The organism is Candidatus Saccharimonas sp., assembly GCA_015256915.3.
Lineage (GTDB): Bacteria > Patescibacteriota > Saccharimonadia > Saccharimonadales > Saccharimonadaceae > Nanogingivalis.
Window position 1 is genome coordinate 552,760 of record CP076101.2, and the last position, 14,204, is coordinate 566,963.

General features: G+C 34.5%; 15 protein-coding genes and 1 tRNA gene. All 16 read right to left on the reverse strand.

Annotated elements, in window-relative coordinates:
- Nucleotide 1: 1 nt before the first annotated feature.
- The gene (locus HXL38_002805; protein QWB90888.1) at nucleotides 2-1,840 is read right to left on the reverse strand and encodes a hypothetical protein; all 1,839 of its coding nucleotides are present in this window, start codon (nucleotides 1,838-1,840) and stop codon (nucleotides 2-4) included.
- Nucleotides 1,841-1,852: 12 nt separating this feature from the next.
- Nucleotides 1,853-2,080: a preprotein translocase subunit SecG gene (gene secG / locus HXL38_002810; protein QWB90889.1), complete on the reverse strand. Its 228-nt coding sequence runs from the start codon at nucleotides 2,078-2,080 to the stop codon at nucleotides 1,853-1,855.
- Nucleotides 2,080-2,439 carry a phage holin family protein gene (locus HXL38_002815; protein ID QWB91284.1) on the reverse strand — a complete coding sequence of 120 codons (360 nt, stop codon included), beginning with the start codon at nucleotides 2,437-2,439 and terminating at the stop codon, nucleotides 2,080-2,082. The genes secG and HXL38_002815 overlap by 1 nt, the downstream gene beginning before the upstream one ends.
- A 75-nt stretch (nucleotides 2,440-2,514) precedes the next feature.
- Nucleotides 2,515-2,591: transfer RNA gene (locus tag HXL38_002820), tRNA-Lys, on the reverse strand.
- 45 nt (nucleotides 2,592-2,636) lie between these two features.
- Nucleotides 2,637-3,101, reverse strand: coding sequence for a hypothetical protein (locus tag HXL38_002825; protein ID QWB90890.1), 465 nt, complete (start codon nucleotides 3,099-3,101; stop codon nucleotides 2,637-2,639).
- Between the two features lie 116 nt (nucleotides 3,102-3,217).
- The gene (gene dnaJ, locus HXL38_002830; protein QWB90891.2) at nucleotides 3,218-4,318 is read right to left on the reverse strand and encodes a molecular chaperone DnaJ; all 1,101 of its coding nucleotides are present in this window, start codon (nucleotides 4,316-4,318) and stop codon (nucleotides 3,218-3,220) included.
- 41 nt (nucleotides 4,319-4,359) lie between these two features.
- The gene (locus HXL38_002835) at nucleotides 4,360-4,680 is read right to left on the reverse strand and encodes a hypothetical protein (GenBank protein ID QWB90892.1); all 321 of its coding nucleotides are present in this window, start codon (nucleotides 4,678-4,680) and stop codon (nucleotides 4,360-4,362) included.
- A 39-nt stretch (nucleotides 4,681-4,719) separates the two neighbouring features.
- Entirely contained in the window at nucleotides 4,720-4,887 is a 168-nt protein-coding gene (locus tag HXL38_002840; protein QWB90893.1) for a hypothetical protein, read from the reverse strand.
- Nucleotides 4,888-4,926: 39 nt separating this feature from the next.
- Nucleotides 4,927-5,310 (reverse strand): hypothetical protein, encoded by a 384-nt coding sequence (locus HXL38_002845; protein QWB90894.2) that lies wholly within the window; start codon nucleotides 5,308-5,310, stop codon nucleotides 4,927-4,929.
- A gap of 107 nt (nucleotides 5,311-5,417) precedes the next feature.
- A complete protein-coding gene (gene dnaK, locus HXL38_002850; protein ID QWB90895.2) occupies nucleotides 5,418-7,316 on the reverse strand; it encodes a molecular chaperone DnaK in 1,899 nt (632 codons plus the stop codon).
- Nucleotides 7,317-7,932: 616 nt separating this feature from the next.
- Nucleotides 7,933-10,299, reverse strand: coding sequence for a phosphoketolase family protein (locus HXL38_002855; GenBank protein ID QWB90896.1), 2,367 nt, complete (start codon nucleotides 10,297-10,299; stop codon nucleotides 7,933-7,935).
- Nucleotides 10,300-10,524: 225 nt separating this feature from the next.
- Nucleotides 10,525-11,052, reverse strand: a complete 528-nt coding sequence (locus tag HXL38_002860; GenBank protein QWB90897.1) for a nucleotide exchange factor GrpE — start codon at nucleotides 11,050-11,052, stop codon at nucleotides 10,525-10,527.
- Nucleotides 11,053-11,067: 15 nt separating this feature from the next.
- Nucleotides 11,068-11,811 (reverse strand): transcriptional regulator, encoded by a 744-nt coding sequence (locus HXL38_002865; protein QWB90898.1) that lies wholly within the window; start codon nucleotides 11,809-11,811, stop codon nucleotides 11,068-11,070.
- A 216-nt stretch (nucleotides 11,812-12,027) separates the two neighbouring features.
- Nucleotides 12,028-12,756: a hypothetical protein gene (locus HXL38_002870; GenBank protein QWB90899.1), complete on the reverse strand. Its 729-nt coding sequence runs from the start codon at nucleotides 12,754-12,756 to the stop codon at nucleotides 12,028-12,030.
- A 12-nt stretch (nucleotides 12,757-12,768) separates the two neighbouring features.
- Nucleotides 12,769-13,347, reverse strand: a complete 579-nt coding sequence (locus HXL38_002875; protein QWB90900.1) for a hypothetical protein — start codon at nucleotides 13,345-13,347, stop codon at nucleotides 12,769-12,771.
- Nucleotides 13,335-14,018 carry a DUF2268 domain-containing protein gene (locus tag HXL38_002880; protein ID QWB90901.1) on the reverse strand — a complete coding sequence of 228 codons (684 nt, stop codon included), beginning with the start codon at nucleotides 14,016-14,018 and terminating at the stop codon, nucleotides 13,335-13,337. The genes HXL38_002875 and HXL38_002880 overlap by 13 nt, the downstream gene beginning before the upstream one ends.
- Nucleotides 14,019-14,204: the final 186 nt, after the last annotated feature.

Genomic DNA, 14,204 nt, shown 5'->3' on the forward strand with positions numbered 1-14,204 from the left:
ACTACGGCGTCTTGTAAAGAGTTGATTTTGAAGCAGACCAATATATTACATCTGCATATCTATTGAGTTCTGTTACAAAAGTATTATTTACTGAATATGGCTGAACTGATTTTCGAAAAACATAACTTGTTTTAGTCTGACCAAGACCAATGGCAACCGAATTAGCTAACCAACGTTGAGTAAATTTAGTTATTTGCAACTTTTTCTCATTCGAGCTTTGAGCGGTTCTTGAATTTAGCAAAAGATCATCAGCAACAGCATCATTATAATTTGAGAAGTTCAACCCCTTTTGCCCAGATTGTGAAGAATGCCAAAAAGCGTATATATCAGGATCGGCGCCAAGATCAATCTCATAAACCAAAATACTATAGTTTCTTGGCTGGAGTATTGATTGAACGAAAGCTCCGGTTTTATCATCTTTATCAATTATCGTTAACTTTGCATCAAATCCGAGTTTTTTAAGCTGACTCTCAATTTCTTCAGCAGCTTTCTTATAGTTATAGACACTAGTTGTTGCAATATTTAAAATAGCTGTCTTACCATCTTTTTCTAAAATACCGTTAGAGTTTTTCTTCCAGCCAGCTTCATCTAATATTTTTTGCGCTTGATCGAAATCATATTTAGGAATGCTCAAATCTTTAGTATTCAAAAACTGATTCAAAGTTGGAAAATCAAGTTTATCAACAAATTCCATTTCTTTTCGAACTTTCGAAATATCAACCCCAGTTTGAATAGCTTTTCGAACCTTTAAATCTTTCAAAACCGAATCAGAATTATTCAAAAAAGCATAAATTCCACGATTAACATTAGTTTCTCGAGATTTTAATTTATCCCGCTCAGATTCTGAAAACTCACTAATTTTAAGACTTGGCGATGCAACAATCTCACCAGAGATCAAAGCATTTTTAAGTTTAGCTTCATCTTTAAAGGCAACAATGTCAAAGTTATCAATATAGGCCTCACCCTTATAATATCGCTTGTTTTTAACTAATGAAATAGTAGTTTTATCACCATCATTCTGAACAGATTTAAAATTAAATGCACCAGAAGTTATTGGATTCTTCGAAAAAGCGCTTTCGCGGATCTTCTCTATTTGAATATCTTTTAAAATATGCTCTGGCAATATTGAAAAATTAAAACTATACAAAACAGAAGAAGAACTTGACGGCACTTTAACGCTAAATTCATAATCACTATTTTTCGAAATCTCAACGTTTTTCCAGGCTTTAAAACCAGAAGGATTAATTGATTGCTCCCTCAATAGTTTTATAGTGAAAATTACATCATTAGCTGTTATTTTTCGGCCATCAGACCAAACGGCATTGTTCCGCATTTTAATTTTAAAGTTTTTATAATTGTCAGATGTTGAAACGCTTTCAGCTAAATCGCCCTTCAAATTTCCCGTTTCATCAATATCATAAATACGAGAAAAAGCAATTTGTTCGAAAGATCTTTCAGTATTAGTCGAGGTAAATAAAGGATTCAAGGTTTTAACTTCGCCCAAAATTCCTTCTGAATAAGTTCCTCCTCTATAAAAAATATTCTCACTATAGTTTTCGACACTTAACCCGCGAAAAATACCAACAGAAAAAATCAAAATAGATACAACACAGATCCAAGAAATAACAATTTTTCGAACATTTGATAAATTCTCAAAACGACCAAAAAACATTTTTTTCGTGTGAGAAGTTATAGCCTTTTCAACTAGATCTGCTCTTTCAGCTAAAGTAACCTTATTATTAAAAGTTTGAATTGTTTTATTTTTCGATACCTGATCTCTATTTTTTTGAGAAATAGCAGAAACTCGTCTAACCTTTTTAGGGCTATTTTTAAAGTCCATTAAAACTCCTTTTTATTTAGGCAAAAGCAAAGTTGTAAGAATTGATGCAACAAAAATAAATGCAAAGAAAACTGTTGCCCGAAAAATACTCTTTTCAACACCGCGTCGCTCAGTATAAAGCTCGCCAGAAGCCCCAAACCCTGCCCCTAAAGTTGCTCCTCGTTGTTGTAAAAGCACTAAAATCATCATTAAAACACCAGAAATAACAGTTGAAAACTGTAAAATAATATCAATATTCACTATAAAATCTCCTTTTCATCTTCAATTCTTAAAAATTGACTCAAACTATAATTTAGCAAGCTCATAGCCGCTCCTACAATTACAGAATTCCAAAATCCAATTGAAATATTTGGTGCTAAAAGTATCGAAATCCAAACAATCATACCATTAACTATCAGTGTAAAAAAACCAAAAGTCAAAATAATCATTGGAAGTGATAAAATTGTAAGAATAGTTTTAAGTGTGCTATTTACAATTGAAAAAATTAAACCAGCAAGAAAGAAAGTTCCCGCACTGTGGTTGCTAACATTTCCAAAAATAGAAATTAAAATCCATAATAAGAAACTATTCAAAAACCACCGATTTATAAATTCTATCAATTGCTTCTTCACATATATAATTTTATCATATTTTAGCAATAAAAAAAACACCTTTTGGTGAATTTTCTAATATATTGGAGGGTCTGATGGGGCTTGAACCCATGACACCCTGCTTAAAAGGCAGGTGCTCTAACCAGCTGAGCTACAGACCCACTCACTGAATACATATTAAAGTATATATCAATTATTTTTAAAAGTCAAGGGTTTTTCTCAATTTTCTTAAATTTAAATGAGGTTATATTTAAAATAGAAAAAATAACTCCCGCCAAAATGACCCAACTAGCCCATTTTTCAAGCGGCTGCGAAATACTTTTCGAAAGTAAATCTGGTAAAAAAACTTTTTCGAAATACGAAAGTGACACTAAATATGTAAAAATCGCTGAAAATATCGAAGAAAGTATACCAAAAAGCCATTTTTCTTGTTTTGGATTTTTTGCTAAAATTACCAAAGCTGGTGCTAAAATTAAAAACAAACCAACAATTCCGCTCAAAGTTGATTCTGGAATTACTAAATTTGAAGTTGTTAAAAAAATAGTAATATCTTTATTCCAATATCTATTCAAAACAATTCCCGCGAGAATAATAAGATTAAAATAGCCCATTTTACGCCGAGAGAGCGTTAGGAAAATTGAAAGAATTACAATAAAAATAATTGCTGTCATAGCAATATTATAGCATAAGCTATAAGGATGCTCAAATTATTTTATAAAAATAAAACAACCGTGCTAATATATTACCTCATAAAATAGCCGAGCTATTAAATAACTCGGCTAACTACTTAAAATAATGATTTTTTAGATTTCTTAAATTCTGCCAAAAGTTCTTTTTGTTTTTTCGAAAGCTTTGTAGGAGTTTCAACAATAATCGTCACAATTTGAGCACCTCTTCTTTCAGTTCGAAGGTTGGGTACACCGTGGCCCGAAAGCTTAAAATCAGTATGGCTTTGTGTTCCGGCTGGAATCTTCATCGTTAGCATTCCATCAATCGTTTCAACCTCAATTTCAGCACCAAGTGCAGCGTCAATCATTGAAATTCTCTCTTCGCTTAAAATTAAATCACCTTCACGCGTAAATTTTTTATCAGCCTTAACATAGATGTTTACATATAAATCACCTTTTTCACCACCTTTAATTGCTTCACCACGACCAGAAAGTCGAATTGTTGCGCCATCGTCAATTCCTGCTGGAATTTTAAGCTTTATTGTTTGCTTTTTACGCAAGATTCCAGCACCACGGCAAACTGAACAATTTTGCTTTGGAATCTCACCACGACCATCACAAGTTGGGCAAGTTATAGTTTGTTGAATTGGACCAAAAAGAGTTTGAGTGGCGCGAGTTTGCTGACCGCTTCCATTACAATCTGGACATTTTTGCATTCCGTGACCAGGCTCTGCGCCTGAACCATCACAATGCTCGCACTCATCATCTAGATTTAATGAAATTTCAGTTTCAGTCCCAAAAACTGCCTCTTTAAAATTCAAAGTTAGATCTACTTCAACATCGCGGCCTTTTTTATTTTTCGAACCACGACCATTCGAAAATCCACCGCCAAAAATTCCGTCAAAAATATCACCAAATCCACCGCCAAAATCAAAATTAACATTCTGGCCTGAAAATCCGCTAAAACCTTCAAAAGGACTTCCACCAGAAAACCCACCAGAGTTTCCACCAACACCTGCGTGACCAAACTGATCATAGCGTTGTCGCTTTTCTTTATCTTTTAAAACTTCATAAGCTTCATTAACCTCTTTGAAAGCCTTTTCATCACCACCTTTATCTGGGTGAAGTTCAACTGCTTTTTTTCGAAAAGCCTTTTTAATTTCATCAGCACTGGCGTCTTTTTTTACACCTAAAATATCATAATAATCTGTTTTGCTCATATAATATATTATAGCAAATTAGCACTTGAAGTGCAAGAGTGCTAATTATTATTTTCAATATTTTTTAGCTTAAATTCCAGCCCATCAATCTGAACGTCAATTTCATAAAATTTTGAATCGTATGCACGCATTTTATCTTCAAAAATGCCACTCATTGATTCGTAAATATCCTGATTATCCATTTCATCTCTATTAGCATTGCGCATATATTGAAGCTCCTCGCGCATTTGTTTTTCAAGATCTAGTCTCTGCTCTTCAAGCATTTGAATTTGCGCCTCAATCACTGCCCGTCGGTCCTCCACTGTAATTTCCCAGCCAGTTTCTTTGTTTTCATTTTGATTATTTTGATTAAAATTTTCCATAGACTATATTATATCACCAAACCAGCTTTTCATCAAAAATTATTCCGATTTTTTCTTAGAATTTTCTTTAATTACACTCTCAATATAGCCGTTTAAATTATTGTCAATCCGATTAATTTCAAAAGTTAGATAAGCTAACCATCCAAATATAATTAATGTCAAAATAACAGTAATAAGTTTTTTGTCATTTTTATCAATAAATTTCATATAAATACTCCTCGATTAAATAGCCCACCCTTATAAAAGCTATTTAACAGTAACCGCAACCGCATCGTGCGGAACATAAACATTTCGAGTAAATCTACCCATATTTATTTTACCAAATATCGTTCTATAGTAAAAAACTCCTGAAACCTGAACCGTAGTTCCCCTGTTCACCCTTAATCTTCTTGTCGAAAAATCCCTCCATTGCTGAGGGCCATTATAGGAAGGGACCGCATCAAAAAGATTCGAAACTATAACATTCTGGTGAAAGAATGTACTACCGGCCAAGCTATTATCGAGATGAAAAGTAACATCACGAGTATCTGCCTTAGCTACAGAAGAGAAACCAAGAAGTGATAAAATAACCACTCCAGCAATAAATATCTTTTTAACCATAGAAATACCTCTTTCTAAAAGTGCGAGCATCGGGTGAGCGTATCTTCATTCTATCAAACAAAATTAAAAAAATCAATACGCAAAAAATGCCCAGTTTAACCTGAGCATTTTTACTTTTCGAAAGGTGGATTTTCGAATTATTTCTTATCAATAACTTCGCCTTCAACTGGCTCGTCATTATCTTTTTTGTGAGAAGTTTTAGCTTTATCGCCAGCTTCACTTGTATTATCTGCACTTTGAGCTTGATACAATTTTGCACCAATTGGCATAATTGCATCTTGAAGATCTTTAGCAGCTTTCTCAAGCTCATCTTTACTCTCAGCATTTTGATGTTTTTTAGCCTCTTCAACAGCTTTCGAAATTGCTTCTTCATCTTCTTTCGAAATCTTATCTTTGAATTCGCTTGGCATTTTTTCTGCTTGGTAAATAGCATTTTCGAGCTGATTTTTAGCATCAATCAATTCGCGCTTCTTTTTATCTTCATCAGCGTGAAGTTCAGCTTCTTTTTGAGCCTTTTCAATATCTTCTTTACTCATATTTCCTGAGTTTTGAATTGTGATATTATTCTCTTTACCGGTTCCTTTATCTTTAGCAGTAACCGTCAAAATTCCGTTTGCATCAATATTGAAAGTAACTTCAATTTGTGGAACTCCTCGTGGCGCTGGTGCAATTCCTGAAAGTACAAACATTCCAAGAGATTTATTGTCGGCAGCCATTTCACGCTCACCTTGAAGCACATGAATCTCAACTTGCGGCTGATTATCAGCATAAGTTGAAAAAACTTGTGATTTCGAAGTTGGCACAGTCGTGTTTCGATCAATCATTGGAGTTCGAACACCACCAGCAGTTTCGATTCCAAGTGTCAAAGGTGTAACATCAAGAAGTAGCACATCTTTAACATCTCCAGCCAAAACACCACCTTGAATTGCAGCACCAACAGCTACAACCTCGTCAGGGTTAACACCTTGAGTTGGTTTTTTACCAAAGATTTTTTCAACTTTTTCAACCACAGCTGGCATTCGGGTCATACCACCAACCATCACAACTTCAGCAATATCACTAGCTTTTAAGTTAGCATCACTCAAAGCTTTCTCGACAGGATCAGCTAATCGATCGATTAAATCAGCAACTAATTCTTCAAGTTTTGCTCGAGTTAGAGTGTACTCGAAGTGTTTTGGACCATCTTCATCAGCTGTCAAGAACGGTAAGTTCACTTCATAAGATGTTGTTGAAGAAAGCTCTTTTTTAGCTTTTTCAGCTTCGTCCTTCAAGCGCTGCATTGCAGCAGAATCATTTTTAAGATCGATTCCTTCTTCTTTCTTAAATTCGTCCAAAAAGTGGTTCACAATGCGGTTATCGAAGTCTTCACCACCAAGGTGTGTATCACCGTTTGTTGAAAGAACTTCAAACACACCATCAGCAATATCAAGAACTGAAACGTCGAATGTTCCACCACCAAGGTCGAAAACAGCAATTTTTTCATCTTTTTTACCGTCTAAGCCATAAGCAAGTGCGGCTGCAGTTGGCTCGTTAATAATTCGTTTTACTTCAAGACCAGCAATTTTACCAGCATCTTTAGTTGCTTGGCGTTGACTATCATCAAAGTAAGCTGGAACGGTAATCACAGCTTCGGTAACTTTTTCGCCCAAGAAAGCTTCAGCATCAGCTTTAATTTTCGAAAGAATCATCGCCGAAACTTCTTCTGGCGTATATTCTTTGTCACCCATTTTTACAGCAACGCCACTGCCTTTTTTCACAATCTCATAAGGCATGATTCCAAGATCTTTTTGGATCTCATCATCAGAATACTTTCGGCCAATCAAACGCTTTACTCCGTAAATTGTATTTTTTGGATTTGTTACGCGCTGACGTTGTGCTACCTGCCCAACCAAACGATCACCTTTTTTATTGATTGCTACAACTGATGGTGTAGTTCGATTTCCTTCTGCGTTTGTAATAACCTCAGGTTTTCCTGCAACCATATACGCAAAAGCGCTGTTAGTTGTACCAAGGTCAATTCCAATAATTTTTCCCATTTTCTCCTTCTTTCTTTATTAAATTTATCTGTTCAATAGCTTTCCTAGTCAATCTCGAATCTCTTAGCCTATTCGGATTTTTCAGAAAGTTTCTCGAAAGTTATTAACTATTCTATAAAGCGCGCCTCGCAATTCGTTTCACGCTTATATTTTGATTATACGCTTTTAGCACTCACAAGTCAAGAGTGCTAATGTTGTATTATTTACAATGTTAATGTAAAAATAGCCTCTTGACATACTCAAAATAATATAGTATAATTGGTACATATAAGTCGGAGTCCTAAGAATTGGAATGTTGACAGTTCTTTCACAAAATTTTCTTTCGAAGATTAAATTTATTTAAAGATAACTGAATTTGGCCTTCGAAAGAAAATTTCGAAATAATAGAAAGGAGACAAAGTGATGCATAAGTTCCCTTGTCCAAAGTGCGGAGCAGGCGATATAAAAATTTCACCTGCTACAATTTCCGGACCAGACTTATTCACAGCTTCTTACGGGTTTACGAAATATAATTATACCTGTAATAGCTGCGGTAGCTCTGGCTATCACTGGGTAGACCCTTCTTAAATCTCATCATAAAATGATGAGATTTTTCTTTTTAATACTGTATTTTCAATCAATTAGAAAAACTCGAATACTCCCAATCCTCAATCTCTGGCGCATCTACTGAATTTTCTCGCGCAAAGTGTAAATCATCATTTTGGCGTTTTTGATATTCTATTGCAAGTTTTTCAAAAACTTCAGCGCCTTTATTAACCAAATTTAAGGCCCTCACTGCAATATCATATCGCGACACCCTATTTCTCGCTAACATATCAAAAGGTGTTGTTGTTGAGCCTTTTTCTTCATATCCATTAATTTGAATACGTGCTGGATTTTCATAATCAAATAAAATCGATTTGAGAGTTTTAGCATATCCATGAAAAGTAAATATAACCGGCTTATCTTTGGTAAAAATCTTCACAAAAATGCTTTTCGAAAGTGTATTTTCGAAAGTTCCAATTCCTTTTCCGCAAAGTGCTTGAGTATAAACCAAGCGAATTTTAACTTGCGGTACATCATGAAGTAAAACTTGGAGCGCCGCAACTGTTTCCTTAAAAACATAATCACCACTTGCCGCCAAAATTAAATCTGGCTCATCATCTTCTGTAATTAAATTCCAATCTGTAATTTCCTGATTCTTCCAAGAATCAAAAACAAATATTCCGCCATTTTCAAGCTGTTTTTGTGCACTTTCAAGAGAAAAATATCTTGGTTCAGGCGTTTTTCCTGCAACCAAAACGTTAATATTATTTCGGGATTTTAGCATTTTCGAAATCGCTACAACTGCTGAATTATCGTCTGCTGGCAAAAAAATCTGCCCGATTCCATTTTCACGGCGTAAAACTTCATCAATAAAACTTGGATTTTGGTGCGAAAATCCATTGTGGTCTTGCCGCCAACCAGTTGAAGTTAAAATATAGTTTAAACTTGCCAGATCACCTCGCCATTTTACTTCTTTAGATTGAGCTAAGAACTTCGCGTATTGATCCATCATTGAAGAAATAATCGGTGCAAAGGCTTCATAAGAAGTTAAAACTCCGTGTCGCCCTGTTAAAATATAGCCCTGCAAAAGCCCCTGTAAGGAATGCTCACTCAAAATTTCCGTCACGCGACCGTTTTTCGCCAAATCTTTTTCCCACGGTTTAATTTCTCGCTGCCAAGAACGTGAAGTTACTTTAAAAATAGCATCTAATTTATTTGAATAAGTTTCATCAGGACTAAAGAAGCGGAAGTTCTCTGGATTTTTTTTGAAAACTTCTTTCAAAAAATCGCCAACTGCATTCATTGTGAGTGATTTTTCACTTATTCTTTCACGAATTTCTGGCAATCTTAATTCTGCAAAATTCAAATTTGCATCAACAAAACGATTTTGCCCAATTCTGCTTGATTTTTCCGGTAAAAAATCATCAAGCCAAGGCTTAAATTCACCTTTTTCAAAATCAAAAAGCTCTTCGAATTTATAAGATTTCAACCATTCTTCAAGTTTTTTAAGCTCTTTTTCATCGCTCTTGGCATTTAAAAGCGGAACTTGATGAGCAAGCGAATTTCCTTCGATTTTTTCACCATTATTTTCAGCAACACCGGAGCTTCCCTTTTTGCTTCGCATAATAATCATTGGTAGCCGCACAAAACCGTTTTTTCGGCCAAATTTTATTCGTGAAATATCTCGAAAAGCACTCGAAAAAACTTTCGAAAGTTCAAAATCGAAATCTTCGGCAGAATATTCATCAACAATTTTTGGTTCCCAGCCCGCTCCGTGAAAAAATTGAATCAATTCAAAGTCACTCATCGAGCCAAAGATTGTCGGACCAGAAATTTTATAACCATTCAAATGTAAAATAGGCAAAACTACTCCATTTTCAACTGGATTTATTAATTTATTTAAATGCCAAGCTGCAGCAATTGGGCCAGTTTCAGCCTCGCCATCACCAATTAAAGTGGTCATTACAAGATTCGGGTTATCCAAAACCGCCCCAAAAGCAGTTGAGAGCGAATAACCAAGCTCACCGCCTTCAAGAATTACACCTGGTGTAAAAGGGCTTGCATGCGATGGGAAACCACCTGGCCAAGAAAAGTTTTTCGAAATATAAGCAATGCCTTGTAAATTTCGAACTGCATTTTTATCGATCTTAGAAAGAGTTTCTTCAATAAAAAGATTTGCTTGAAGTGCTGGAAAAGCATGGCCAGGCCCAAGCATAAATGCTGTCTTCAAGCCGCTTTTAGCAAAATCAAGCTGTTTTTGAATATTTAAAAGATGAGCGTAAACATGATTTACACCGGGGCAGCTACCCCAATGACCAAGAAGGCGTGGTTTAATATCATCAAATTTCAGCTCTCGCTCTAATAAAAAATTGTCTTGCAAAAAAATTTGCGAAACCGTTAAATAATTCGCCGCACGAATAAACTTTTTAATATTTTTAAGATTTTGCCCACTATTCATACGTTATATTTTATCATATTTATGCTTAATTTTAAAGTTTTTTAAAATTAAAAACCGCCTAATACTAGACGGTTTTAAGGACGAATCCTATGACTAAACAAAAAGTACAGACTCTAGTTTTTATATTATTATGCTAACCCGCGAGTCCCAACCTTCTAAAATAAGGCGAAACGGGTTAACATACACAATAATATCATATTACCAAGAATATGTCAACAAATAAAACTACTTTCGCCCAACTTTTACCATTGCTGCTCGTAAAACTTCACCCTTTAAAGTATAACCTGCTCGAAGCTCTTCAACAATAATTTCTTCTTCTCCTTCCGATTCTTCGTCGAACTGAATCGCTTCATGGAGTTCCGGATTAAAAGTAACACCTTTCGAAGAATTAATCTTTTCAACTCCAAGTTTTGAAAGATTTTTTTCCAAATTTTTGCTCATTTTTACAACATTTTGCGCCCAAGAATTTTCTGCCAATTCTGTTGGTAAATGTGAAATTGCGCGCTCAATATCATCAATCATCGGAATCAATGCCAAAATTGCCTTTTTCTCGCCCAAATTTTGCGCATTCGAAATTCGGCCCTCAACGTTTTTGCGATAATTTTCAAAATCAGCACGCGTACGCTGCAAATCATTTTTTAGTTCTGAGTTCTCTGCTTGAAGCTTTTCGCACTTTGAATCTTTTTTAAAAAATCCTGATTGCTTCTTATCTTTTACACTATCTTGATTTTTCAATACATTATTTTCTTCCATCTTTTCCTCCTTAAACTACAATATCTCTTCTAAAAATTCACCTGTCTTTTGAACCAATCGTACCACTTTTCCGTAATTTTGACGAGTTGGTCCAAGCACACCAATGTAAGAATTTTCCGAAAATGGGCTTTCGAATTTTGAAATAATCAAACTCGCACCAGAACTTTTACCAATTGGATTCTCGCTGCCAATATAAACATTGAGCGGTTCATTTGGGGTAACTTCACGAAGCCATGGTTCAAGATTATCAAGAAGCTGTGCAACAGATTGGACCGCTTCACCACTTTCAAATTCAGGCTGAGAAAAAAGATTATAAATTCCATTAATGTAAAGTTGATCGCCAATTGTAGCAAGACCAAGATTACCAGTAAGTTCAACTAAAGAATCTACAGCTGAACGAATTGCATGGTCGGCGCGGTCATTCTGAGCTGAAACTCGTGAAGAAATTGCCCGAAATCCGCGTAAGCTATCTTTCGAATTATTAGCGTTTAGTAAAATTTGTTCATCTTCGCCCTCGCTTTGAGCAGTTAAACGGTTTACATAGAAACGATAACCTTTATCGGTTGGAATTCGCCCGGCAGAAGTGTGTGGTTGTGTAATTAAACCAAGATCTTCAAGTTTTGCCATTTCAGAACGAATTGTCGCACTTGAAACATTAAAAAGCTTCGCCAAAGTAACACTACCAACCGGGCTGGCAACTTCGGCATATTGCTCAATAATTGCTACCAAAATTTGCGTTTGTCGTGGTGTAATATTCATATTTTAAGTTTAGCACAAATTAGCACTTAGGTCAATAGAGTGCTAATTCTATATTTTTAGTATCATATTTCCAAAATATCTCTAAAAATATTTGACTTTTTATCTTTTACATACAGTTACAGAATATTAATAAACTCAAAAATAGATAAAGATAAAGCGATACTCTGCAGACTATAACTCTTCTAAGCCCGCAAAAATACAGGCTTTTCTTTTAGTCTACTTTGATAATTCTAAGAATTTAGCTTTAATATCTTCCAAAAGTTTTCTTGCTCGCACACGCACTTCAATATCTTTATAGTTAAATTCAACATCTTGGTGCATAATTTGGTTAATAATTCGCGCCGTGTTTCGAAAATCATCATTCAAAATAAAGTGAAAATATGGTACTTCGAGCGCCTGCTCTAATGAAGAAATCGCTTCTGGCAAACGTTTTTCGAAATCTTTTTCGAATTCTTCTGCATTTGAATATCGGTTTGCAAAACGTGCTCGCCAAGTTTCGAAATCTGGTGGCAAAATAAAAACCGCAACCACTCGCTCGCTCATTTTTTTATATTCTGCAATTCCTTGTATATCAATATCCGTTACGGAAATCTGCCCGTTTTGGTTCGCTTTTTCAATCTCTACAACACTTGTACCATAAATCCTATCGTGAACAAATTTCGCCTCAATAAACTCACGTTTATTAAGCATTTCTTCAGCCTTTTCAATCGAAATAAAATTGTAGTCAATACCATTTTGTTCAATTTTGCCATTATTTTCACGAGGCTGGCGCGTTGTGTGGCTGACAATATCACGATATTCTTCATTTTTTAAAAGATGTTTCTTGGTTGTATCTTTTCCTGCGCCAGAAATTCCCGCAAGTAGTAAAATGCGAGAATTTTCAACTAAAGTAATAGCTTCAGGTGGCGTTTGATAGTTTTTTACAAGAAATTCAAGGTTATTCATATTAAAATTATACTATATTTTCTGAATTTCGTCAAAAATTTCCTGCTCAGAAATTTCATTTAATTTTCGGTTTTTTATAATTTTCGAAATAATTTTAGCTGCAAAAAATCCAAGAAAATTCTGCTCAATTTTATTTTCACCATTCATATATTTATCAAAATCATAATTTTCAGCATTTTTAGAAAATTCCAAGAAATCTTTTTTAATCTCTGGTGAAAGTTTAATATTTTTCGAAATTCCAGCCAAATAAAATCCTCCACCAACCGCCAAGATATCCATTAAAAATTCGTTTTTAAAATTTAATTTCCGCAAATTTTCACTCGTAACAGCTCGAATTATCGCGTTTCGAATATCAATATTGCGAATATCTCTAAAAACTTCGCAAATCTCAAAAGCAGCATGATTTTGCCTTCTATAAAAATCAATTCCATCATCAGAATAAGTCCAAATTTTTCGACAAAAAACCAAATCGTAACCTTTATTTTCACCAAATTGTGGTCGTAAAATTCGTAACGCTTGCCTATAACTTGAGCGCAATTTCTTGCGGAAAACTTTATTATTTTTAAAATTTCCCAAAATTATTTTTCGCATTTTAAAATCTCCTTTTTGGCAAATTTAATAAATTCCATTGTTGGAATTCGTACAGCTTCGATCGGTTTAATCTTATGAAATTTGCAATATTCGCCAACCAAAAAATCACCAATTTTATAGCCCAAATTGTGCGGAAAATCAGGATTTTCACCATTAAAATTATATAGCCATGCATTATAATTATAGTCTTTTTTATTTTCGCAAATATCAATTGCTTCAGCAAGCCGCTTTAAGATCATCGCCTTTTCGTTTTCGAAATAGTAAAACGGCTTGTCTTTCCAGAAAATGCCAGTTTCAGTTCTAACTTGTTTCTCAAAACTTACCGCTAAACCCTCAGTAACAATATCCACCATTAACCAAAAATTACGTTCATAAAAACCTCGAAATACATGATTTAATTCGTGAAAAATATTCTGAACAAAGTCTGCTTCAGAAAAATCATCTTCAAAGATTACAAACTCCATAAAATTATCTTTAAGCTGAGCAATACCCCAAACTTTTTGGTTTTTACTTATCTCTGGGTTAGCCTTTTGAGCATGTGAAAAATAAATATCTACATCACTCATTTTTGGAAAATATTGCAAAAAAGCATTATTATATTTTTCAAAATAATTATGAATTTTAGTTTTTAGCGAATTACTTATATCAGAATTAAAAATTAAATTAAACATGTTTTTACCTATAAAAATAGGGGCTTTTGCCCCAGATACGGAAAGAGTTTCAACTTTCAATTTTTACTGTACTTATAAAGCAGCTAAACTTATTCTAATTGCGACGACCGCCACCATTAGTTCCGAAACCAGAACCTTGAGTAGGGTTTCCGCCATTATTGCCATTATTTCCTTTAGCCATAACAG

Bases quoted from the DNA above. Each gene is read 5' to 3' on its own strand.
- HXL38_002880 (QWB90901.1), bottom strand. From the start codon at position 14,018: ATGTTTAATTTAATTTTTAATTCTGATATAAGTAATTCGCTAAAAACT.
- HXL38_002840 (QWB90893.1), bottom strand. From the start codon at position 4,887: ATGAAATTTATTGATAAAAATGACAAAAAACTTATTACTGTTATTTTG.
- HXL38_002875 (QWB90900.1), bottom strand. From the start codon at position 13,347: ATGCGAAAAATAATTTTGGGAAATTTTAAAAATAATAAAGTTTTCCGC.
- HXL38_002835 (QWB90892.1), bottom strand. From the start codon at position 4,680: ATGGAAAATTTTAATCAAAATAATCAAAATGAAAACAAAGAAACTGGC.
- HXL38_002870 (QWB90899.1), bottom strand. From the start codon at position 12,756: ATGAATAACCTTGAATTTCTTGTAAAAAACTATCAAACGCCACCTGAA.
- HXL38_002805 (QWB90888.1), bottom strand. From the start codon at position 1,840: ATGGACTTTAAAAATAGCCCTAAAAAGGTTAGACGAGTTTCTGCTATT.
- HXL38_002865 (QWB90898.1), bottom strand. From the start codon at position 11,811: ATGAATATTACACCACGACAAACGCAAATTTTGGTAGCAATTATTGAG.
- dnaK (QWB90895.2), bottom strand. From the start codon at position 7,316: ATGGGAAAAATTATTGGAATTGACCTTGGTACAACTAACAGCGCTTTT.
- HXL38_002845 (QWB90894.2), bottom strand. From the start codon at position 5,310: ATGCTCGCACTTTTAGAAAGAGGTATTTCTATGGTTAAAAAGATATTT.
- dnaJ (QWB90891.2), bottom strand. From the start codon at position 4,318: ATGAGCAAAACAGATTATTATGATATTTTAGGTGTAAAAAAAGACGCC.
- HXL38_002855 (QWB90896.1), bottom strand. From the start codon at position 10,299: ATGAATAGTGGGCAAAATCTTAAAAATATTAAAAAGTTTATTCGTGCG.
- HXL38_002825 (QWB90890.1), bottom strand. From the start codon at position 3,101: ATGACAGCAATTATTTTTATTGTAATTCTTTCAATTTTCCTAACGCTC.
- HXL38_002860 (QWB90897.1), bottom strand. From the start codon at position 11,052: ATGGAAGAAAATAATGTATTGAAAAATCAAGATAGTGTAAAAGATAAG.